The sequence below is a fragment of the Novosphingobium subterraneum genome, from assembly GCF_000807925.1.
GTDB classification, from domain to species: domain Bacteria; phylum Pseudomonadota; class Alphaproteobacteria; order Sphingomonadales; family Sphingomonadaceae; genus Novosphingobium; species Novosphingobium subterraneum.
On sequence record NZ_JRVC01000024.1, the window covers coordinates 52,699 to 73,118 of the forward strand.

Here is a 20,420-nt window from a genome sequence, read left to right on the forward strand (position 1 = left end):
GCGGGAAAGGCGACCTCCATGTATCGAACGCAATGTACCTTCGCCGAACGGAGCTTGGTCGCGACTTCGCGCGACGGCATGGTTGTGGCTCCTCATTTTCTCGCTGCTGAGGCGGGAAGGGCGGTGCTGCGGGATGGGGGCAACGCAATCGAGGCAGCTGTCGCTGTCGCGGCAACAATTGCAGTTGTATACCCGCACATGAATTCGATTGGGGGAGACGGCTTTTGGCTGATCGCGCATCCTGACGGGAGGGTGGTCGCGATCGATGCTTGCGGTCGATCCGCGCAGCAAGCGACACTCGATTTATATCGGGGACTTGAGCAGGTTCCTTGGCGGGGGCCACTTGCTGCAAACACTGTCGCGGGGGCCATCTCGGGTTGGGGCGCTGCGCTTACTTGCGCTGCTGGCAATATGCCGCTCTCAAATCTGCTTTCTGCGGCAATCCACCATGCAGAGTCCGGGGTTAGGATCACCTCGGGCGGCGCCGCAAATGCTCGAACCAAAAGCGATGAGCTGCGCATCCAGCCCGGCAGTTATGCGGAAATCTATGAGCCGCAGGGTCGGCCGCTGCAGGAAGGTGAAATCCTGAGGCAACCAGCCCTGGCCAACACGTTGCGCCGGTTATCCGCTGAAGGTCTGGACAGCTTCTATCGGGGAGCGCTTGCCGATGATATCGCCCATGACCTGGCAGCTTTGGGCAGCCCCGTAAGCGCAACTGACCTCGCTTCGCACCATGCCGAACAGTGTGCTCCACTCTCGACACGAGTTGCCGGAGCCACCCTGTACAACCACCGTCCGCCTACGCAGGGCATCGCCTCACTTCTGATACTGGCTCTCTCTGATCGCCTTGGGACCGGGTCCGCAGAAAGCTTCGCACATGTCCACGGACTGGTCGAAGCGACAAAACAGGCGTTTCTATGGCGCGATGAGCATTGCGGTGATCCTGAATGGATGGACGCAAGTCCTCAGGAGCTTCTGTCCAGTTCTGACCGACTTGACGCAATGGCGTCACGTATCGACCCCAACCGCGCGCTACCGTGGCCTTATCCGTCGCAAGAAGGCGACACGGTCTGGTTTGGGGTCGCCGATAGGGATGGCTGCATGGTCTCGTGCATCCAATCGACCTATTTTGAGTTCGGCTCCGGCTTGGTACTGCCGCGAACGGGAATAACTTGGCAAAATCGAGGCGCCAGCTTTCGGTTGGCCGCGTCGGGTTGGAATGCTCTCAAGCCTGGCCGGAAGCCCTTTCACACGCTGAACCCTGCAGTGTGCCGTTTCGATGACGGCCGCACCATGGTGTACGGAACCATGGGCGGCGAAGGCCAGCCGCAGACACAAGCAGCCATTTGGTCGCGTGTGGCGCGTTACAACGTGCCGCTGGGTGAAGCCGTGGCGCGGCCGCGCTGGTTGCTGGGACGAACCTGGGGTGAGAACAGCACCACACTCAAGCTTGAAGAAGGATTTCCGCCCGAACTCTACCAGGACCTCGCTGCGGCTGGACACGACGTTGAGGTCGTCGCTTCGGCGAATTCGATGATGGGCCATGCCGGTGCGATCATGCGCGAGGCACATGGAAACCTTGAAGGGGCGAGTGACCCCCGATGCGATGGAATGGCTGCAGCATGTTGAACCCATCTACTGGCGGAGGCGGGGCGCGTGCCGTTGGTCGCTGCATCCTTCTCGGACGTGCGCCTTATTCGGACCTCGAGGATGCGCTGTACCGCGGATACCTCACGCCAGCCTACTGGGCGTCACAAACGCGGGTGCGTGAATGGATGGAAGAGGCGGGCATGACAGTTCATGTCGACCCTGCTGCCAATCTCGTGGGCCGATATGAGGGAAGCGATCCCGAAGCGCCATGCTTGATAATCGGTAGCCACCTCGACAGCGTGCGTGACGCAGGTTGTTTTGATGGACCATTGGGCATCATGCTTGGTGTCGAGGTTGTCGCGGCGCTTTCTGCCGCGGGTCGCAGGATGCCGTTTCCGATCGAGGTCTACGCATTCGGTGACGAAGAGGGCTCCCGATTCCCCGCTGCCATGCTGACCAGCCGGGCAGTTGCAGGTACGCTCCAGCCAGCCCAACTCGACGTTGCTGATGCCGAAGGAGTCCGGTTGCTAGATGCCGGCGTAGAACTGTCGGCCTATTTGGACGCTGCCAAACGGCCCGGGACTGTGCTTGCCTACCTGGAGGCCCACATTGAACAAGGCCCGGTCCTCGAAGCAAATGACATCGCAATCGGCACGGTAACTGGTATCGCAGCTCAGTTACGTTATGCCGTCAAGGTTCGGGGTACTGCGGGCCATGCCGGGACCACCGCGATGGGCCTGCGCAAAGATGCCTTGGCCGGCGCCGCGGCGATGATCCTTGCGGTCGAACAGACTGCCTCCGCAGCCGCATCCGCGCTGGTGGCGACAGTCGGTCGGATCGAAGCGCGCCCGGGCGCGCCCAATGTGATCTGCGGTGAAGTCTCGTTTTCCCTGGACATTCGCAGCGGCGATCAAGATCGCAGAGATGAAGCCGCCCGGTTGATCCTGGGGCAACTCAGCGACCTTGCTGCTGGCCGCAATCTCGAAATCGAGATTGAACTGGTCCATGATCTCCCCGCGAGCCCGTGTGATCCTCATTTGATGAGATTGATGGACGAGGCCAGCGCGGCAGCAGGATGCGCGCCATTCCGGCTCGTATCCGGTGCCGGCCACGACGCAATGGTGATGGCTGCCATCTGCCCCACTGTAATGTTGTTCATACGCTGCAGAGGCGGCGTCAGTCACAACCCTGCCGAACATGTCGACCCTGCGGATGCCGAAGCAGCGTTGGTGGCGATGCTCGGCTTTGTCGAACGCTTGGGAGCGAACCATGACAGAGCTTGATGCCCTTCTTTTTGGCGAGATTGACCCGCCGCAGCGCCTGCTCATGGGGCCGGGCCCAGTGAACGCTCACCCGCGCGTTCTGCGCGCCATGTCGGCTGACCTGCTCGGCCAGTTCGATCCCGAAATGACCGAGTTCATGAACCAGGTCATGGCGCTCTACCGCCCGGTGTTCGGGACGCAGAACCAGTGGACCATGCTGATCGACGGCACCGCCCGCGCAGCGATCGAGGCATCGCTGGTCAGCCTCGTCGAGCCTGGCGACACCGTGCTCGTGGTCAATTTCGGACGCTTCGGCCTGCTCCTTACCGAAATCCTCACGCGCCTCGGCGCCAAGATCGAGACGATAAGCGCGCCGTGGGGCCAAGTCGTGCCGCTCGAGGCGATTGCCGATGCGATCGAACGGGTTGGCCCCAAGGTGGTGGCGACGGTGCATGGCGATACCTCCACCACCATGGCTCAGCCGCTCGAAGGGCTAGGCTCGCTGTGCCAGGCGGCGGGGGCCACTGTATATGTCGATGCAACGGCTACGCTCGGCGGTATGGAAATCGCGGCGGATCGCTGGGGCGTCGATGTGGTGACGGGTGGCCTGCAGAAGTGCCTCGGCGGCCCGTCGGGATCGGCACCGATCACGATTTCAGACCGTGCGGCAGAGCGCATTTTCGCAAGGCGGCACGTCGAACAGGGCATCCGCCGCGCGGACATCGTCGACGGGGCAGGCCCACGGATCGCGTCGAACTACTTCGATCTGGCGATGATCATTGACTACTGGTCCGACAAGCGACTGAACCATCATACCGAGGCGACATCGATGCTATATGCCGCGCGAGAATGCGCGCGGGTGGCGTTAGGCGAGGGGCTGGATGCGCGTTTCGCCCGGCACCGCAAGGCAGGCGCGGCGATGACCGCAGGCTTGCGTGCAATGGGTCTTCGCGTGTTCGGCGATGATGCACACCGCATGACCAACGTCACCGGCGTGTACATCCCAGAAGGGATCGATGGCGAAGCGGTGCGCACGACAATGCGTGAACACTTCGAGATCGAGATCGGCACCGCCTTTGGACCGCTGCAGGGCAAGATCTGGCGGCTAGGCGCGATGGGCTACAACGCAATGAAGCACAAGGTGCTGCTGACATTGGGCGCGCTCGAAGCCTGCTTGAAAGCGCAAGGCTTCATGCTGCCGCTCGGTGAAGCGGTCCCTGCGGCGCTGGCGACGTGGGAGGCGGAATGACGGCCCTGCGTGATCTCGTCGGCTATGGCCCGACGCCGCCCGAGGCAGCATGGCCCGGCGACGCGCGGGTGGCCGTGCAGTTCGTGATCAACTACGAAGAAGGCGCGGAAAACTCCGTGCTTAACGGTGACAAAGGCTCCGAAGCGTTCCTGTCAGACATGGTCGGTGCAGGCTCTCACCCGGCGCGCGCGATGGCGATGGAGAGTCTCTACGAATATGGCAGCCGCGCCGGCTTCTGGCGCCTGCATCGCCTGTTCGCCGAACGCCGCGTGCCGGTGACGGTATTCGGTGTGGCTGCAGCATTGGAGATGAACCCCGCCGCGGTCGACGCGATGCTTGCAGCCGATTGGGAGATCGCCAGCCACGGCTATCGCTGGATCGACTACCAGTACGTGCCCGAAGACATCGAGCGCGAACATATCGCCAGCGCTATCGAAGTGCACAGCCAGGTCACGGGAAGCCGTCCGCTCGGCTGGTATCAGGGGCGCACATCGCCGCAGACCGCCCGCCTCGTCGTAGAGGAAGGCGGCTTCCTCTACGATGCCGACAGCTACGCAGATGACGTGCCTTACTGGGATACGCGCCACGGCAAGCCGCAGCTGATCGTGCCCTATTCGCTCGACGCCAACGACATGAAAATGGTCGCGCTTAACGGCTTCACCGAAGGGGAACAGTTCTTCCGCTACTTACGCGACACGTTCGAGCAGCTGCGCGCGGAAGGTGGGCGGATGATGTCCATCGGGCTCCACGGCCGCATCGCCGGTCGCCCCGCGCGCGCGCGCGCCGTCGCGCGCTTCGTTGATCACGTGATGGCCAGCGGCGATGCCTGGATCGCACGCCGGATCGACGTCGCGCGGCATTGGATCGACCGGCACCCCTATGTGGGAGGCCCAGCATGACAATTGACGATCCTGCCCTCCTTGCCGAAGTGACCGCGGCGTTCCACGCCTATGAAGCCGCGCTGATGGCCGACGACATCGCCGCGATGGACGCGCTGTTCCACGATGCGCCGACGACCAACCGGTTCGGCGTGGGCGAAGTGCTCTGGGGGATCGAGGCGATCCGCGATTTCCGCAAAGGCCGTGGCGGATCGCCCCAGCGCCGGCTCGGCCACGTCGCGATCACCGTCTACGGCGACCGTTTTGCCACGGCCGATGCCGAGTTCTTCCGCGAGGGCGCCGAGCGGCGCGGACGGCAGTCACAGGCATGGGTCAAGTTCGAAGACGGCTGGAAGGTCGTTTCCGCCCACGTCAGCCTCGAAGGAGTGACCTCGTGACTGCATTGTTCGAGCATAGCCCCTGGGTCGAAGCGCGCGCCGACGCGCTGCCGGCGACCGGACACCGGCACGCCGATCTGATGGCGGTGGTCCACGCCGCCTCGGCCGATGAACAGCTTGCGCTGATCCGCGCGCACCCGGAGCTCGCCGGCAAGGCGGCGATTGACCGCACCTTGACCGCCGCATCCGCCGCCGAGCAGGCGAGCGCCGGGCTAGATCGGCTGAGCGAGGCGGAGTTTGCCCGGTTTCACGCGCTGAACGCCGCCTATCGCGAACGCTTCGATTTCCCCTTCATCATCTGCGTCCGCCTGACCGACAAGGCGGGCATTCTGGCCGCGATGGAGCAGCGCCTACGCAACGACCGCGAAACCGAGATTGTCACCGCGATCGCCCAGATCGGCGAGATCGTCCGCCTTCGGCTGGAGGATCAGGCATGACCTTCGACCTGCTCGAATGGCTGAACCTTGCCATCCGGTGGTTCCATCTGACCGCCGGCATCGCGTGGATCGGCTCGTCGTTCTACTTCGTCTGGCTCGACAACCACCTCGTGGCGCCCAAGCAGGGGGACGCGTCCGGCGAAGTCTGGTCCGTCCACGGCGGCGGCTTCTACCACAAGCAGAAGTATCAGGTCGCGCCGGCCCAAATGCCGGAAGACCTGCACTGGTTCAAATGGGAGGCCTATACCACTTGGATCACCGGCTTTTCGCTGCTGGTGCTGGTTTACTACGTCGGCGCGTCAAGCTTCCTGCTCGATCCGGCCAAGTCCAGCCTGAACGCGTCGGATGCGATCATGCTCGGGCTGTTCTCGCTCGCAGCGGGCTGGGGGTTCTACGACGTCCTGTGCCGTTCGCCGCTTGGCAAGGACAATCGCGTGGTGGGCGTTGTCTGGTTCGCCTTCCTGCTGTTTGCCGCGTGGTTCCTCAATTCGGTGTTCAATGCACGCGGGGCCTATCTGCACGTCGGCGCGATCATGGGTACGGCGATGGTCGGCAACGTGTTCTTCGTGATCATTCCCAACCAGCGCAAGGTTGTCGCCGCTCTGATCGCGGGCCGCGAACCAGATCCGGCCTTGGGCAAGGCGGCCAAGCAGCGCTCGCTCCACAACAATTACATGACGCTGCCGGTGCTGTTCATCATGATCAGCCACCATTATGCGATGACCTACGGCGCCGCCCGGCCGTGGCTGGTGCTGGCGTTGGTCGGGCTCACCGGCGTCGCCGTGCGCCACGTCTTCAATCTGCGTCATCGTGGCGCGCCGACCGGCCAGGCGATGCTGGTGGCAGGCGCAATGGCTCTGGTCATGGTGACCTACGTTTCGGCCGAGAAGCTGACTCTGCCGGCGGAGGCGAAGGCGAAGGCGGTCGAGGCGGATGCAGCCCCCGCCAGCTATGCCAGCGTCCAGCCGATCTTCACAAAGCACTGCATCTCCTGCCACGTCGAACATCCGAGCAATGCGGCGTTCACCGCGCCACCGCTGGGGGTCGAACTCGACAGCTACGAGCATGCGCGCATCTATGCGCCCCGCGTGAAGAAGGTCACCGTCGACAGCGAGATCATGCCACTCGGTAACGCGACTGGCATCACGCGCGCCGAACGCGACGCCATCGGCCGCTGGATCGCGGCGGGAGCCCCGCAATGAGCACGCTTTCAACCCATGTCCTGGACACGATGCATGGCCGTCCGGCTGCGGCGGTGAGGCTGTGCTTGGAGGATGCGTTCGGCGTCGCGTTGTTCACAGGCGAGACCAATTCCGACGGTCGCTGCCCCGGCATGCCCGAGCTGCCGCCGGGCCGCTACGCCCTGACGTTCGACGTTGCAGCCTACTTCGTAGGCGCTGGCGTCGCGCTGTCCGATCCGCCGTTCCTCGACAAGGTGCGGATCGCCTTCGGCATGGCGGATGCGGGACATTACCACGTGCCGCTGCTCGTCTCGCCCTTCGCTTATTCGACCTACCGGGGCAGCTGAATGTCCAGCCTTCCAAAGAGGATTATTTCACATGAAGACACGCGCTGCCGTTGCATTTGAGGCGAAGCAGCCTTTGGAGATCGTCGAACTCGATCTCGAAGGTCCCAAGGCCGGAGAGGTTCTGGTCGAGATCATGGCGACGGGCGTGTGCCACACCGACGCTTATACGCTCGATGGCTTCGACAGCGAAGGCATCTTCCCCAGCGTGCTCGGCCATGAAGGCGCAGGCGTGGTTCGCGAAGTCGGTCCAGGCGTCACCTCGGTCAAGCCCGGCGATCACGTGATCCCGCTCTACACGCCCGAATGCCGCCAGTGCAAAAGCTGCCTTTCGGGCAAAACCAACCTGTGCACCGCGATCCGCGCGACGCAGGGGCAGGGCTTGATGCCCGATGGCACCAGCCGCTTCTCCTACAAGGGCCAGACCGTGTTCCACTACATGGGCTGCAGCACCTTCTCGAACTTCACCGTCCTTCCGGAGATCGCGGTGGCGAAGATCCGCGAGGACGCGCCGTTCAAGACCTCTTGCTACATCGGCTGCGGCGTCACCACCGGCGTCGGCGCGGTGATCAACACTGCAAAGGTCCAGGTGGGCGACAATGTCGTCGTCTTCGGCCTCGGCGGCATCGGGCTCAACGTGATCCAGGGTGCGCGCCTTGCCGGGGCGGGCAAGATCATCGGCGTCGACATCAATCCGGACCGCGAGGAATGGGGCCGCAAGTTCGGCATGACCGACTTCCTCAACTCCAAGGGAATGAGCCGCGAGGACGTCGTCGCCAAGGTCGTCACGATGACCGACGGCGGCGCCGACTACAGCTTCGATGCCACCGGCAACACCGAAGTGATGCGCACCGCACTTGAAGCCTGCCACCGTGGCTGGGGCACCTCGATCATCATCGGCGTGGCCGAGGCCGGAAAGACTATCGATACCCGTCCATTCCAGCTCGTGACCGGGCGAAACTGGCGCGGCACCGCGTTCGGCGGCGCCAAGGGCCGCACAGATGTGCCGAAGATCGTCGACATGTACATGACCGGCAAGATCGAGATCGACCCGATGATCACCCACGTCATGGGCCTCGAGGAAATCAACACCGCGTTCGACCTGATGCACGCCGGCAAGTCGATACGTTCGGTCGTGGTGTTCTGATTCAACAACGGAGGGAAACTACAATGGCTGATCCAGTGATTTCTGGCGATGACGTCTTCTCGCATGTCTGCCTTGGCGCCAGCGATCTTGCTACATCGACCGCATTCTACGATGCGGCCCTCGCTCCGCTTGGGGTTAAGAATATGGGGCCGTTCGGAGAGACGATCGTGCTCTATGGCAAGACCAAGCCTGCATTTCTCGTGCTGAAGCCGGGCAACGGCGAAGCTCCCTCGGGCAACGGCGTAACGCTGGGCTTTGCCGCGGCCTCGCCGGCCAACGTCGATGCCTTCCACGCGGCAGGCCTTGCCGCGGGCGGGACCTGCGAAGGTGCGCCGGGCGCGCGCAGCCACCTGCCGGGCGCCTATGCTGCCTATCTTCGCGATCCCGCCGGCAACAAGATCTGCTCCTACACCTTCGTCTGACGGATCACGCGCACATGGAACAGGTCAGCACCAACCGCAGCTACGGTGGTACGCAGGGGGTCTATACTCACGACTCCAGGGAGACCGGTACGCCGATGACCTTCTCGGTCTTCGTGCCGGATCATGCGCCGGGGGTGAAGCTGCCGGTGCTGTGGTATCTGTCGGGGTTGACCTGCACCCACGCCAACGTGACCGAGAAGGGCGAATACCGCGCGGCCTGCGCCAAGCACGGAATCATCTTCGTCGCACCGGACACCAGCCCGCGCGGAGACGCCGTGCCCGATGCCGAAGGCTATGATTTCGGCAAGGGCGCGGGCTTTTACGTCGATGCAGCGGAGGAGCCGTGGGCCACGAACTACCGCATGCGTTCGTACATCGAGACGGAACTTCCTGCGCTGGTCGCCTCAGAGTTCCCTATGGCCGACATGACCCGCCAAGGTATCACGGGCCATTCGATGGGTGGCCACGGGGCGCTGACTATTGCACTGCGCAATCCCGGACGCTTCCGCTCGGTCAGCGCCTTTGCACCGATCGTTAGCCCACTGAACTGCCCATGGGGTGACAAGGCGCTGACCGGCTACATCGGCGCGGACCGTACCAATTGGCGCCAGTACGATGCCTGCGCCCTGATCGAGGATGGGGCTCGCCTGCCCGACCTTTTGGTCGACCAGGGCGGTGCTGACAATTTTCTGGCCGAACAATTGAGAACCGAACTCCTGATCAAGGCTTGCGAGACTGCGGGCCAGCCGGCCACGATCCGGATTCAGCCGGGTTATGACCACTCATATTATTTCATCTCGAGCTACATGACCGAGCACGTGGCCTGGCACGCAAAGGCCTTGATATGAAGCCATGCCGCGAGGCTGAAGCGAGAGTACCGCTTCTCGCGAACGTGAGTGTTCGCTTAACACAACCTCTCAAAAGTTTGGATTGAACAGGTGGCTCGTGACTGATCGCATTAATCAAGAGGTCCTGTCGTTGTTCGGCGGAATTTCCGCCGACGGGCTGTCTATTGCTGAAGAAATACAACGGCGTGTGGAATTTAGTTTTCCGCCCGAATGCATCAGTGGAGTCGCGTTGAACGCCCGCCTGCTGCAAAGCCACTACGACACGCTTGTCGGCCTTCAAGATGATTGATCAACTTGCTTCGATGGGCGTGGTTGGCATCGCCCACCACGTTAGATCGGGTAGGATGACTGCGCAATCTGTCGCAGTCGCAGCTCTAGACGCAGTGGCTCGTGTTAACCCGCATATAAATGCTGCGACCCGCGAATTGCGGGAGCGCGCTATCGCCGAGGCGGTGGCGGTCGACGCCAAGGTAGCTGCGGGCGAGGACCCCGGGCCTTTGGCCGGAGTCCCGTACGGAGTAAAAGACCTATTCGATCTGCGCGGCCTGCCGACTACCGCAGGCTCGGACCGGCTTCGAAGTGCGCCGTCTGCCGTAAGTGATGCCATTGCCGTTTCGTTGCTGCGTAAGGCAGGCGCTGTCCTGGTCGCGACGCTTAACATGGACGAGTTTGCCTACGGATTCGTAACTGATAATGCGACATGGGGCGTCACCCGCAATCCGCACGCTCTCGATCATTTCGCCGGTGGTTCCTCCGGGGGATCCGCTGCCATAGTTGCGGCTGGCGCGCTAGCATTCTCTCTGGGGTCCGACACGAACGGCTCCATTCGGATCCCTGCCAGTCTATGTGGGATATTCGGCACCAAGCCAACGCATGGCTCGTTGCCGATGGAAGGGGTCTATCCCTTCGTGCACAGTCTTGATGACATCGGCATTTTCGCCAAGGATGCGACTGACCTAAAAGCGGTCGATGCAGTGCTCCGGGGTGACGCTGCAGAGGTTCCGTTTTCCGGACGCAGCGCCATCTTGGGAGGGTGGTTCCAAAGGAACCTCGCTAAAGAGATGGCCGAACAGCTGAAGTGCCTCCAGGTTGAGCTTGATGCTCCGACTGTGACGCTGCCCGACGTTCAACGTGCGCGCTCGGCAGCCTTCTTGATCACGGCATACGAGGGTGGGCAACTCCATCGCCCTACTCTCGCAACAGACGCCATGGGTTATGACCGGAATACGAGAGATAGGCTTATAGCTGGGGCGGCGCTCTCTGAAGATGTTTACCGCGAAGCCCTTGGGTTCAGAGATGAGTTCTCGATCCATGTCGAGAAATTGTTCAACGAGTTTGACGTGCTGATAGCCCCGTCTACATATGGACCAGCGCCTCTCATAGACGATCCATTCGTTTCGATTGACGGGAGGATGCAGTCTGCTCGTGCCAATCTAGGGCTGTACACTCAACCCATCAGCTTCCTAGGCTTGCCGGTGGTTGCGGCTCCGCTGCCTGTGGCCGACCTTCCGTGTGGTGTTCAGCTGATAGGCCGGAAGGGCAGCGATCGGGCGCTCTTGAGCTATGCGGAAGCGCTATCGGAGCGCGGATTGGTTGCTTCAAGACTTCCTTGTCCACCATCTGCCTGGCCCGCGGCCACAAGTTCTTAACGCGACCGCAAAATATTAATCGTGGTGCAATTCGCAAATTGCCCACCGAGGATCTTGAAATGAAAGCCCTTCTGTCTCGATTGAATATTGATACGTACATAGTTCTCCTTGTTGGGATGGTTGCTTTGGCTTCCACGTTGCCCGCACGCGGCTTGTTTGCAAATATAGTAAGTTACTGTGCAAATATCGGTATAGTAATGTTATTTTTTATGCACGGTGCGCGTCTATCGAGGGAGGCGGTACTAAATGGCGTAAAGCATTGGCGTTTGCATGCCGCCGTGGGGGCTGTGACATATATCATATTCCCCATTATTGGCATTATAGTATCGTCAATTCATATTATATCTCCGGATCTAGCGAAGGGTTTACTGTTTCTCACTTTGTTGCCCTCTACGGTTCAATCTTCTATCGCTTTTACCGCGATGGCTCGCGGTAACGTTGCGGGAGCGGTGTGCAGTGCCTCCTTCTCCAACCTTGCCGGCATCTTTATCACTCCCGTTCTCGTCGCTCTTCTCATCACAGGCAAGCAAGGCGGGGTGTCATTCGATGCCATGCAGACTGTTGTTTTGCAGCTGCTGATTCCTTTCCTGGTTGGGCATTTCATACGTCCCTGGATCGGTGCTTGGGTTAGTCGGCAGAAGAGGCTGCTGACGATAATCGACCGGAGTTCCATTCTTCTCGTCGTCTACTCTGCATTCAGCGCAGCTGTTGTAGAGGGCATATGGCGGCGCGTCTCTGCCGAAGACATGCTGACGATGGCCGTGGCGTCGATCGCGATGCTCTCATTCTTGCTTATGCTAACCCGTGTCATTGCAGCGCGTCTTCATTTCGACAGGGGAGATTCGATAGTCCTACAGTTCTGTGGATCAAAGAAGAGCCTTGCGAGCGGTGTCCCGATGGCGGGCGTACTTTTTCCAGCAGCGCAAGTCGGGGCCATCATTCTTCCGCTCATGCTTTTTCATCAAGTTCAGCTTATGGTCTGTGCAGTGTTGGCGCGAAGGTATGGTTCACAGTGCGAGGAGACGAAATAGTTGCTTGCGAGCAGCATGGTGCAACAGCCCTGGCGAGCGCCCGATCAAACTCGTGAGTCGCTGAGAGCATCTTGGGGCAGAACGCTGATACCGCTCAATGCGAAAAAGCTCGAAAATAGCGGTGGCGAACAGGCCAAACCTGCCTCGTCGCGTCCCCGGGTCAGGCTACCGCAAATGTCCCGGTTTGGGGGTATCATTGGGGGTATTAGCGGCTTGATATTGCAATAAACATAGCAAAAACAATTTGATAGACGATCGCAAAATATCCCTCCTCCGCTACCAACATCCGTAACATGTTGAAAATACGTCGAAATCTTGAATAAGAGTGGGACTCGAACGGAGCGATTTCCCATTTATTGATCAATGACTTAGTCTCTGAAATTGCTGCATTATAGGATTTTTCCGTTTCGGACGCTGGCTGCTCGGAAGCGGTCTGTGGGGGTATTTTGGGGGTATCGCCAGCAAGCATCTCTAACGGCCAATACCCCCAATGCTTGAGGCAGCGATAACGCATTTGAGCGGATGCAATTTGGCCCGAAGATGCTCTTAACTTGGCAAATCGGCCTAATTCTTGACGACTGCTTCGCTGGACGATCCTGCCAGGCAGGTTAAGCGCCGCGAAAACGGCATAGCGGCCATTAGGATGTGTCAGCATCAGCGGTAGCTGCTGACCAAAAGCCGGTCGTCCAGGTCAGCTACCGCGCATGTCTGCTCCTGACATATGCGGCCGAAGGCACGTTCAGAAATAGACCTCCAGGAAGGCGCCCCGATTTCAGACGTCCCATACGATCTACAGTTTGGGCTGAAAACTGCCGAAATGATTGTCGATTGATCAATCGAGACCCATTACGTTGATCTTGGCCAAACCGGCGCTACTTATCCGTGATGAGGCACACATTGACAAAGCCGATGTCAAATTCGCGCGCGTGGGTGCTTGTTTTGATCATCATGAACGCTCTGCTTCTAGCTGCCACAGCCTCGTTGCTCTTCAAGCAGTCGGCCCCGGTCGTCGAACCGCGCGTCGTTACTGCGCGTGGCGACCTTGGCGCAGATGAGCGCGCTACTATCGACCTGTTTCGCAATGCGCGTGAGTCAGTTGTATTCATTTCCACCCGGCAGCGGGTTGCCGATTTCTGGACACGCAACGTCTACAGCGTGCCGCGCGGATCCGGCTCGGGTCTCGTGTGGGATAAGGCCGGCCACATTGTTACCAATTTCCATGTTATCGATGGGGCGTCCGAAGCGCAAATCCAGCTGGCCGACGGCCGCCAGTTCTCCGCAAGTCTCGTGGGCGTGAGTCCGCAACACGACCTTGCCGTTCTGAAGATAGGAGGTGCAGGCTTCACTGCGCCCGCGCGGGTACCCATCGGTACCAGCAGCGACCTACAGGTAGGGCAGAATGTCTTCGCAATCGGTAACCCGTTCGGCCTGGACTGGACACTTACCAAGGGCATCGTCTCGGCACTGGATCGTTCGCTACCAAATGAAAATGGCCCCGACATCCGGCACCTGATCCAGACGGACGCCGCAATCAATCCGGGCAATTCGGGTGGTCCGCTGCTCGATTCCGCTGGCCGGCTGATCGGGATCAATACTGCGATCTACAGTCCCTCTGGGGCATCGGCAGGCATCGGTTTTGCCGTTCCGGTCGACACGGTCATGCGTGTAGTGCCGCAGCTCATTTCAGAGGGGCGCTATACACGGCCGAGCCTTGGGATCGAAAGCGATGACGACATCAACGATCGGCTCAAGCGTGCTTCGGGGATCGAGGGTGTGTTTGTGCTGCAAGTTGATCCCGGGTCGGTGGCAGAGCGCGCCGGACTGGTTGCGGCGCAGCGCACGAGGAGGGGCGTGGCTCCCGGGGACATCGTTACCACTCTAAACGGCGAACCCGTTTCCCGGGTCGGCGACCTGCTCGCCCGCCTTGACGACTTTCGTGTCGGACAAAGCGTTGAACTGACGCTGATGCGTGGCGGTGCAGAGCGAAAGGTCAGGCTCGAGCTCGAACCGGGAAGTTGATGCACAAAGAAGGGCCGGTCCCATGGGCAGGACCGGCCCTCTTGGCTGCCATTAACTGGCGTTGATCGGGATCGTCTTGCGGCCTTTTGCCGCTTCTGAGGTACGCGGAATTCTAACGGTCAGAACACCGTTGCGGAAAGCGGCCTCGACCTTGTCTTCGTCAATCTGCGAGGGAAGACCGATGCGGCGCTCGAAGCGGCCGTAGCTGCGTTCGGAATAGCCGCGTTCGTCGTCGCTGGTTTCGGACTTCTTCTCACCCCGGATCACCAGTTGATGATCGTCTAGGCTGATTTCGATGTCTTTTTCCTCCATGCCCGGCAGTTCGGCCATGACACGGATTTCCTTGTCGTTCTCCGACAACTCCACACGCGGCCAGCCAATGCTGCGTCCGATGGACGGCAGCGAGGGCATGGAAAACCCGCGAAAAATATCGTCGAACAAGCGATTGATATCCCGGTGAAGCGACATCACCGGATGATCGACCCGCTCCTCCTGCCGGGGAACGATGTCCTGGCCCTGGATCTTCCAGGGAATGAGATCGCGAATAGCCATCTCGACATTCCTCCTTTCATCCGACTGGTTGGGGCACAGCCCATCAAGCGAGGCAGGTGCGCACACCCACCCCGCCGAGCATTTGCTCGATTATTGCGGCTTAGGCCGCCTTGTCTTCGGTCAGCTGGGGCGTGTCGTCGTTGACATGCTCGCGGCTTCCGATGGAGATCTTGCGCGGCTTGAGCGATTCCGGGACGATCCGCTTGAGCGAGATCGTCAACATGCCGTGTTCATAGCTGGCCTCGCGCACCTCGACATAATCGGCTAGCTGGAACCGGCGCTCGAACGCGCGGGCCGCGATACCGCGATGCACGATCTCGACACCTTCCTCGTCCTTTTCGGTCTTCTGACCAGTGATAACGAGCTGGTTTTGCTGTGCGGTGATGTCGATCTCGTCTGGACGGAATCCGGCCACCGCAAGGGTGATCCGGTAGCTGTCTTCGCCGGTGCGAACGATGTCGAACGGCGGATAGCTGTCCTGCGACTCGGCGCGGAAGCTGTTTTCGAGCGCATCGAACAGGCGATCAAAGCCGACGGTCGAGCGGCGATAGGGGGTCAAATCAAATGCAGTTCTCATTTCCAAATCCTCCTTGTTGAGCAATCTGGGCATGAGAGACGCCGGGAACCAAGAGCCGACGCCCTCTGTCCAGCCGGACCCATTATGGCATCCGGCACTGATAGACTTAGAAGCCGCTCAATCGGTTTCAAGATTTCCCGAAAAAGTTTTTTCAATCGTTCTTTCAGTATCTTGCAAACAAGGACCAGGCGCACCGACACAGGCACGCCTGGTCCTCTTCCAGGAGAAAAAATGAGTAAGCCCAGCCCCTTTTTACGCGGTCAGCCGATCGGGACTCGGGCGAGTGCCAGCCCAGGATTGCATCTGGTCCTTGAGCGCCAGTTTCAACTTCTTAAGGCGGGCAATCAAAACTTCGTCAGGCCGGGGTCGTTTGCTTTCCTGCCGGATTTTATCCTCCAGCCGTGCATGTTCGCGTGAAAGATACTCCAGATACCTGTCGGCCATAGACTCCTCCTCTCTCATTCGACCGATTGATCCGTTAAGCCCCGTTCAGAACCTGCCCGGTGTCAGGCCGCGTGAGCAGGTGCCGAACTGGCATTGCTAACTGCCTGGTGTTCGCGGATTGGAGAGCGCGGTACGATACCGCGCTCTCCTCTCGCGATTAGAAGTCCATCGCCGGCATCGGGGCAGGCGCGTTGTCCTTAGGCAGTTCCGCCACCAATGCCTCGGTGGTGATCAGCAGCGAGGCGACTGAAGCTGCATCCTGCAGCGCCGTGCGAACGACCTTCGCCGGATCGATTACGCCCGACTTCACCAGGTCTTCGTATTCGCCGGTCGCGGCGTTGAAGCCGTGGTTGTAATCGTCACCTTCGAGCAGCTTGCCAACGATATAGGCACCGTCCTCGCCCGCATTTTCGGCGATCTGGCGAGCCGGTGCGCGGAGCGCGCGGCGCACGATGTCGATACCCGACTGCTGGTCGTCATTGGCGGCCTTGAGCCCTTCGAGCGACTTGAGCGCACGCAGCAGGGCGATACCGCCACCCGGCAGGATGCCTTCCTCGACAGCGGCACGGGTCGCGTGCAGCGCATCGTCGACGCGGTCCTTGCGCTCCTTGACCTCGACCTCGGTGGCACCACCGACACGGATGACGGCGACGCCGCCAGCCAGCTTCGCCACGCGTTCCTGCAGCTTTTCGCGGTCGTAGTCGCTGGTCGTGGTCTCGATCTGGGCACGAATCTGGCTGACCCGGGCGTCGATGTCGGCCTTGTTGCCGGCACCATCGACAATGGTAGTGTTGTCCTTGTCGATGATGACCTTCTTGGCCCGGCCGAGCATGCCGATCGTGACGTTCTCGAGCTTCGTACCAAGTTCCTCGCTGACCACATTGCCGGCGGTAAGGATGGCAATATCCTCCAGCATGGCTTTGCGGCGATCGCCGAAGCCCGGTGCCTTGACGGCCGCGACCTTCAGGCCACCGCGCAACTTGTTGACCACAAGGGTAGCAAGGGCTTCGCCTTCGACGTCCTCCGCGATGATCAGCAACGGCTTGCCCGACTGCACGACCTGTTCGAGCAGCGGGATCAGCGCCTGCAGGTTCGACAGCTTCTTCTCGTGAATGAGGATGTACGGATCCTCGAGTTCCACCTTCAGCTTTTCGGCATTGGTCACGAAATAGGGCGAGAGGTAGCCGCGGTCGAACTGCATGCCCTCGACCGTTTCGAGCTCTGTCTCGAGGCTCTTAGCTTCCTCGACCGTGATCACGCCTTCATTGCCGACCTTCTCCATCGCTTCGGCAAGGATGCGGCCGACGGTTTCGTCGCCATTGGCGGAAATGGTTGCGACCTGCGCGATCTCGCTGTTGGCCGACACCTTCTTGGCATGGCTTTCGAGGTCCTTGACCACGGTTCCGACGGCGAGGTCGATACCGCGCTTCAGGTCCATCGGGTTCATGCCGGCAGCAACCGCCTTGGCACCTTCGCGCACGATGGCTTGGGCCAGAACGGTGGCGGTGGTCGTGCCGTCACCCGCCTTGTCGTTCTGCTTGCTGGCGACTTCGCGCAGCATCTGCGCGCCCATGTTCTCGAACTTGTCCTTGAGCTCGATTTCTTTGGCGACGGTGACGCCATCCTTGGTGATGCGAGGGGCGCCAAAGCTCTTCTCGATCACCACGTTGCGGCCCTTGGGGCCGAGGGTTACCTTGACCGCATTTGCAAGCGTATCCACGCCGCGGAGCATGCGATCACGCGCATCCGACGCAAATTTTACTTCCTTCGCAGCCATTCTGGCCTGCTCCTTTCTCTTCTTTCGATTGAACTGAAGATTGGGTTGGGTGCTTACGCCGCCTTCTTGAGTTCGGCGGTGGCTTCGATGATGCCGAGAATGTCGCTCTCTTTCATGATGAGGAGGTCCTCGCCATTGATCCGCACTTCGGTGCCGGACCACTTGCCGAACAGGACGCGGTCGCCAGCTTTGACTGCGAGTTCCACCAGCTTCCCGGTGTCGTCACGCGCGCCGGGACCGACGGTGACAACTTCGCCTTCCATCGGCTTTTCCTTGGCGGAGTCAGGAATGATAATGCCGCCGGCCGTCTTCTCTTCGGCCTCGATACGGCGAACCAGCACACGATCGTGCAAAGGTCGGAAATGCATGCATAACCTCCATTACAAAGCGAAATGACTTACAGCTCCTCCCCCGGGTGATCGGCAGGAGGCATTGCGCGATCTAGTTTTGCCGAAAACGGCTTCAAGAAGACCAAATCAAATTTTTTGGCACCCATCGATGGCGACTGCCAATCTCCTTGTTTGTGCATGTTATGAGGGTCTTGACGGCGGAAAACAGACTCCCAAAATTCACCCGGCGGAGAAATCTGCAGTGAGTAACAAGCGGCAAGGCAGAAAGGAGGATGTTCCTATGTCGCAACCTTTCTCACGCTACCTTCATCCCTTCGATGTAGCGCATCACCCAGCCCTTGAGCCCGAAGTGAAGCGAGCAATCCTGGCGTCGTGGGCTTCGGATCGGCATTCCGTCGAAAATCACCCTGCATTGCGCAAGCCCCCCGGACTCAAACGTCCGGTTCCCGTTGACGATGTGTTTGCGGCACTTCGCTCGCTCGATGGCCCCGACAGCCAACCCACGCTGCAATGACAGATCGTGCGTTTCTGGTTCAGATGGAAGGATACGGGCTGACCACGGCTGAAATCTGCTATTACATGCCGGATCACCCCTCGCTCCTGCAAATCTTCGCCTGGCAGGAATATGACGCAGCACCGGATTTTCCAGTACTGTTCGATTTCCTCGACCATTGGCGGCGCGAGATCCAGGTGGAGATAAGGTCAGTCCGTATCGCTCACGAGAAAATGCTCCGACCGGCGAACTGGCGTTCGGCGGACGGCGTGATCTCGTGGGAGTAATTTTGCCTCGTAATCTGGTAGCCAGGCTCCGATCCGCCATTCGTAGACTGAAATGCGGACTCTCAAGCCTTCTGGTAAATCCAGCCTTGCCTAACTGGCAGTTTTCCGCCTTCTTTGCTCGGGAAGCTGCCAGTTAGGTTCCCAGAACAGTTACGGAGGCCGTGCGAGTTCCATCAGAAGATCGCTGAGCGTCGGCTCTGGGTAAGACCGGACACTCAGCACGGAACTCGGGAACGACGGCTAGGTCGAAGGGTTTCGGGCGCCGGCAGGCGTACGAAAGTCTTACAAGTACGACCCGCGGTGAGGCTCGCACAGGTCTATGGGTAAAAGGGCTTTGGCGTGGATTGGGGCGACTGAAACAAGCCTATCAGCCAGTCCGTGATGGACGGAACAGCATGGAAGTCAGATGGCCATTGTGCTCGAAGCGCCACTGTTCGTGTTGGCAATGAGCTCGGTTCTGGCTGGGCTGGCGGCATCGACACACGTATCCCCATGGGCCGAGGCGTAACGTTCACGGCCATCATGCAGGGTAAGCCATGCCGGATCATGGCGTGTTCTTTCGGATCGGTGGTGCCGATTGCGGCGGAGCGCGGGGCTGGCACCAGCGGGCGAACGTTTCGATGATGGTCATGTGCCCGCCGCAACATGGGCATGGCGGGCGATGATCGGTCGGTTCGTCGGGTTCGGTGTCGGTCTCTTCAATCTGCGCGGCGACGCCAAGCAGCCTGCGGGCCAGCGCCATGGCCTCCTTGTGGGTTGAACTGGCAAGTAGGCCGTAATGCCGGATGCGGTGGAAGCCGCGCGGCAGGACGTGGATCAGAAAGCGGCGGATGAACTCGTCGGTGGCCAGCGTCATGACCTGCTGGCGTTCGGCGCCATCGCGGCGGTAATCCTTGTAGCGGAACGTCACGCCGGTCTCGTCGAAGCCGATGAGCCGCCGGTTCGAGATGGCAACGCGGTGCGTGTAGCGGGAGAGATAGGCCAGCACCGCCTGCGGCCCGGCAAAGGGCGGCTTGGCATAGACCACCCAGCGCTTCTTCCGGATCGGGGACAGATGCCGCAGGAAGGCCTTGCGTATCGCTAGGCCCGCCAAGGTGCTTAAGAAGACGAGCTTGCCGGCATCGAACAATGCCAACAGGCGAGTGAGGAACAGGCGGCGGAATAACGCGCCCAGCACGCGCACCGGTAACAGGAAGGCGGGGCGTGACGAGACCCACCGCGTGCCGTCGAGCGCGATGCCGCCGCCAAGTACGATCATGTGCACATGCGGGTGGTGGGTCAGCGCCGATCCCCACGTGTGCAAGACAGCAGTGATCCCAACCCGCGTGCCGAGGTGCTTGGGATCGGCCGCGATGGTCAGCATCGTGTCCGCAGCGGCGCGGAACAGCAGGTCATAGACCACCGCCTTGTTCTGCCAGGCGATGTCGGCGATCTCGGCAGGCACCGTGAAGACGACGTGGAAGTAGCCGACCGGCAACAGATCGG

Annotated in this window: 24 protein-coding genes; 17 read left to right on the forward strand and 7 right to left on the reverse strand. The window is 60.6% G+C overall.

Annotated elements, in window-relative coordinates:
• Positions 1-18 precede the first annotated feature (18 nt).
• The 14 genes from NJ75_RS19645 to NJ75_RS19705 all read left to right on the forward strand — a co-directional run bounded on the left by NJ75_RS19645 (position 19) and on the right by NJ75_RS19705 (position 12,436).
• Positions 19-1,629 (forward strand): gamma-glutamyltransferase family protein, encoded by a 1,611-nt coding sequence (locus NJ75_RS19645; protein ID WP_211257960.1) that lies wholly within the window; start codon positions 19-21, stop codon positions 1,627-1,629.
• Positions 1,623-2,873: an allantoate amidohydrolase gene (locus NJ75_RS19650; protein WP_039337587.1), complete on the forward strand. Its 1,251-nt coding sequence runs from the start codon at positions 1,623-1,625 to the stop codon at positions 2,871-2,873. Before NJ75_RS19645 ends, NJ75_RS19650 begins: the two co-directional genes overlap by 7 nt.
• Positions 2,860-4,101 carry a pyridoxal-phosphate-dependent aminotransferase family protein gene (locus NJ75_RS19655; protein ID WP_039337588.1) on the forward strand — a complete coding sequence of 414 codons (1,242 nt, stop codon included), beginning with the start codon at positions 2,860-2,862 and terminating at the stop codon, positions 4,099-4,101. The genes NJ75_RS19650 and NJ75_RS19655 overlap by 14 nt, the downstream gene beginning before the upstream one ends.
• Positions 4,098-5,000, forward strand: a complete 903-nt coding sequence (gene puuE, locus NJ75_RS19660; RefSeq protein WP_039337589.1) for an allantoinase PuuE — start codon at positions 4,098-4,100, stop codon at positions 4,998-5,000. Before NJ75_RS19655 ends, puuE begins: the two co-directional genes overlap by 4 nt.
• Entirely contained in the window at positions 4,997-5,377 is a 381-nt protein-coding gene (gene hpxZ / locus NJ75_RS19665; protein ID WP_039337590.1) for an oxalurate catabolism protein HpxZ, read from the forward strand. Before puuE ends, hpxZ begins: the two co-directional genes overlap by 4 nt.
• On the forward strand, positions 5,374-5,814 hold the full coding sequence (gene uraD, locus NJ75_RS19670; protein ID WP_039337592.1) for a 2-oxo-4-hydroxy-4-carboxy-5-ureidoimidazoline decarboxylase: 441 nt from the start codon (positions 5,374-5,376) through the stop codon (positions 5,812-5,814). Before hpxZ ends, uraD begins: the two co-directional genes overlap by 4 nt.
• Positions 5,811-7,016, forward strand: coding sequence for a urate hydroxylase PuuD (locus NJ75_RS19675; RefSeq protein WP_039337593.1), 1,206 nt, complete (start codon positions 5,811-5,813; stop codon positions 7,014-7,016). Before uraD ends, NJ75_RS19675 begins: the two co-directional genes overlap by 4 nt.
• A complete protein-coding gene (uraH, locus tag NJ75_RS19680; protein ID WP_039337594.1) occupies positions 7,013-7,342 on the forward strand; it encodes a hydroxyisourate hydrolase in 330 nt (109 codons plus the stop codon). Before NJ75_RS19675 ends, uraH begins: the two co-directional genes overlap by 4 nt.
• 31 nt (positions 7,343-7,373) lie before the next feature.
• Positions 7,374-8,486 (forward strand): S-(hydroxymethyl)glutathione dehydrogenase/class III alcohol dehydrogenase, encoded by a 1,113-nt coding sequence (locus tag NJ75_RS19685; protein WP_039337596.1) that lies wholly within the window; start codon positions 7,374-7,376, stop codon positions 8,484-8,486.
• Positions 8,487-8,509: 23 nt separating this feature from the next.
• The gene (locus NJ75_RS19690) at positions 8,510-8,908 is read left to right on the forward strand and encodes a VOC family protein (RefSeq protein ID WP_039337598.1); all 399 of its coding nucleotides are present in this window, start codon (positions 8,510-8,512) and stop codon (positions 8,906-8,908) included.
• 14 nt (positions 8,909-8,922) lie between these two features.
• Positions 8,923-9,756 (forward strand): S-formylglutathione hydrolase, encoded by an 834-nt coding sequence (fghA, locus tag NJ75_RS19695; RefSeq protein ID WP_039337600.1) that lies wholly within the window; start codon positions 8,923-8,925, stop codon positions 9,754-9,756.
• Between the two features lie 97 nt (positions 9,757-9,853).
• Positions 9,854-10,045, forward strand: coding sequence for a hypothetical protein (locus NJ75_RS24490; RefSeq protein WP_156135875.1), 192 nt, complete (start codon positions 9,854-9,856; stop codon positions 10,043-10,045).
• Entirely contained in the window at positions 10,023-11,405 is a 1,383-nt protein-coding gene (locus NJ75_RS19700) for an AtzE family amidohydrolase (protein WP_236727202.1), read from the forward strand. Before NJ75_RS24490 ends, NJ75_RS19700 begins: the two co-directional genes overlap by 23 nt.
• A 59-nt stretch (positions 11,406-11,464) precedes the next feature.
• Positions 11,465-12,436: a bile acid:sodium symporter family protein gene (locus tag NJ75_RS19705; RefSeq protein WP_039337602.1), complete on the forward strand. Its 972-nt coding sequence runs from the start codon at positions 11,465-11,467 to the stop codon at positions 12,434-12,436.
• 205 nt (positions 12,437-12,641) lie between these two features.
• On the opposite strand, the gene NJ75_RS24495 is transcribed toward NJ75_RS19705, so the two are convergent.
• Positions 12,642-13,091 (reverse strand): hypothetical protein, encoded by a 450-nt coding sequence (locus NJ75_RS24495; protein WP_156135876.1) that lies wholly within the window; start codon positions 13,089-13,091, stop codon positions 12,642-12,644.
• Between the two features lie 293 nt (positions 13,092-13,384).
• Between NJ75_RS24495 and NJ75_RS19710 the strand changes: the two genes are divergently transcribed.
• Positions 13,385-14,455 carry a S1C family serine protease gene (locus NJ75_RS19710; protein WP_236727203.1) on the forward strand — a complete coding sequence of 357 codons (1,071 nt, stop codon included), beginning with the start codon at positions 13,385-13,387 and terminating at the stop codon, positions 14,453-14,455.
• Between the two features lie 51 nt (positions 14,456-14,506).
• Here the strand turns inward: NJ75_RS19710 and NJ75_RS19715 are convergent, their stop codons facing one another.
• From NJ75_RS19715 to NJ75_RS19735, 5 genes are all read right to left on the reverse strand, one after another.
• Positions 14,507-15,007, reverse strand: coding sequence for an Hsp20/alpha crystallin family protein (locus NJ75_RS19715; protein ID WP_039337604.1), 501 nt, complete (start codon positions 15,005-15,007; stop codon positions 14,507-14,509).
• Between the two features lie 100 nt (positions 15,008-15,107).
• Positions 15,108-15,584, reverse strand: coding sequence for an Hsp20 family protein (locus tag NJ75_RS19720; RefSeq protein ID WP_174544617.1), 477 nt, complete (start codon positions 15,582-15,584; stop codon positions 15,108-15,110).
• Positions 15,585-15,836: 252 nt separating this feature from the next.
• Positions 15,837-16,028, reverse strand: a complete 192-nt coding sequence (locus NJ75_RS19725; RefSeq protein WP_039337623.1) for a DUF465 domain-containing protein — start codon at positions 16,026-16,028, stop codon at positions 15,837-15,839.
• A gap of 157 nt (positions 16,029-16,185) precedes the next feature.
• Positions 16,186-17,805, reverse strand: coding sequence for a chaperonin GroEL (groL, locus tag NJ75_RS19730; RefSeq protein ID WP_039337605.1), 1,620 nt, complete (start codon positions 17,803-17,805; stop codon positions 16,186-16,188).
• 53 nt (positions 17,806-17,858) lie between these two features.
• Complete coding sequence (locus NJ75_RS19735; protein ID WP_039337607.1) at positions 17,859-18,173, reverse strand: co-chaperone GroES; 315 nt, start codon at positions 18,171-18,173, stop codon at positions 17,859-17,861.
• A gap of 262 nt (positions 18,174-18,435) precedes the next feature.
• Here NJ75_RS19735 and NJ75_RS23915 point away from each other — a divergent pair, with 262 nt between their 5' ends.
• Positions 18,436-18,669 carry a hypothetical protein gene (locus NJ75_RS23915; RefSeq protein WP_082013486.1) on the forward strand — a complete coding sequence of 78 codons (234 nt, stop codon included), beginning with the start codon at positions 18,436-18,438 and terminating at the stop codon, positions 18,667-18,669.
• Entirely contained in the window at positions 18,666-18,935 is a 270-nt protein-coding gene (locus tag NJ75_RS19745; RefSeq protein WP_039337609.1) for an usg protein, read from the forward strand. Before NJ75_RS23915 ends, NJ75_RS19745 begins: the two co-directional genes overlap by 4 nt.
• A gap of 544 nt (positions 18,936-19,479) precedes the next feature.
• Here NJ75_RS19745 and NJ75_RS19750 read toward each other — a convergent pair.
• Positions 19,480-20,420: IS91 family transposase (locus NJ75_RS19750; protein WP_039337624.1), on the reverse strand; the 941-nt coding region annotated here is incomplete at its 5' end.

What these genes read in the sequence shown, in the direction of transcription:
- NJ75_RS19645 (WP_211257960.1), top strand. Translation starts at nt 19, where the DNA reads ATGTATCGAACGCAATGTACCTTCGCCGAACGGAGCTTGGTCGCGACT.
- NJ75_RS19650 (WP_039337587.1), top strand. Translation starts at nt 1,623, where the DNA reads ATGTTGAACCCATCTACTGGCGGAGGCGGGGCGCGTGCCGTTGGTCGC.
- NJ75_RS19655 (WP_039337588.1), top strand. Translation starts at nt 2,860, where the DNA reads ATGACAGAGCTTGATGCCCTTCTTTTTGGCGAGATTGACCCGCCGCAG.
- puuE (WP_039337589.1), top strand. Translation starts at nt 4,098, where the DNA reads ATGACGGCCCTGCGTGATCTCGTCGGCTATGGCCCGACGCCGCCCGAG.
- hpxZ (WP_039337590.1), top strand. Translation starts at nt 4,997, where the DNA reads ATGACAATTGACGATCCTGCCCTCCTTGCCGAAGTGACCGCGGCGTTC.
- NJ75_RS19675 (WP_039337593.1), top strand. Translation starts at nt 5,811, where the DNA reads ATGACCTTCGACCTGCTCGAATGGCTGAACCTTGCCATCCGGTGGTTC.
- uraH (WP_039337594.1), top strand. Translation starts at nt 7,013, where the DNA reads ATGAGCACGCTTTCAACCCATGTCCTGGACACGATGCATGGCCGTCCG.
- NJ75_RS19685 (WP_039337596.1), top strand. Translation starts at nt 7,374, where the DNA reads ATGAAGACACGCGCTGCCGTTGCATTTGAGGCGAAGCAGCCTTTGGAG.
- NJ75_RS19690 (WP_039337598.1), top strand. Translation starts at nt 8,510, where the DNA reads ATGGCTGATCCAGTGATTTCTGGCGATGACGTCTTCTCGCATGTCTGC.
- fghA (WP_039337600.1), top strand. Translation starts at nt 8,923, where the DNA reads ATGGAACAGGTCAGCACCAACCGCAGCTACGGTGGTACGCAGGGGGTC.
- NJ75_RS19705 (WP_039337602.1), top strand. Translation starts at nt 11,465, where the DNA reads ATGAAAGCCCTTCTGTCTCGATTGAATATTGATACGTACATAGTTCTC.
- NJ75_RS24495 (WP_156135876.1), bottom strand. Translation starts at nt 13,091, where the DNA reads ATGCTGACACATCCTAATGGCCGCTATGCCGTTTTCGCGGCGCTTAAC.
- NJ75_RS19710 (WP_236727203.1), top strand. Translation starts at nt 13,385, where the DNA reads ATGAACGCTCTGCTTCTAGCTGCCACAGCCTCGTTGCTCTTCAAGCAG.
- NJ75_RS19715 (WP_039337604.1), bottom strand. Translation starts at nt 15,007, where the DNA reads ATGGCTATTCGCGATCTCATTCCCTGGAAGATCCAGGGCCAGGACATC.
- NJ75_RS19720 (WP_174544617.1), bottom strand. Translation starts at nt 15,584, where the DNA reads ATGAGAACTGCATTTGATTTGACCCCCTATCGCCGCTCGACCGTCGGC.
- NJ75_RS19725 (WP_039337623.1), bottom strand. Translation starts at nt 16,028, where the DNA reads ATGGCCGACAGGTATCTGGAGTATCTTTCACGCGAACATGCACGGCTG.
- groL (WP_039337605.1), bottom strand. Translation starts at nt 17,805, where the DNA reads ATGGCTGCGAAGGAAGTAAAATTTGCGTCGGATGCGCGTGATCGCATG.
- NJ75_RS19735 (WP_039337607.1), bottom strand. Translation starts at nt 18,173, where the DNA reads ATGCATTTCCGACCTTTGCACGATCGTGTGCTGGTTCGCCGTATCGAG.
- NJ75_RS23915 (WP_082013486.1), top strand. Translation starts at nt 18,436, where the DNA reads ATGTCGCAACCTTTCTCACGCTACCTTCATCCCTTCGATGTAGCGCAT.
- NJ75_RS19745 (WP_039337609.1), top strand. Translation starts at nt 18,666, where the DNA reads ATGACAGATCGTGCGTTTCTGGTTCAGATGGAAGGATACGGGCTGACC.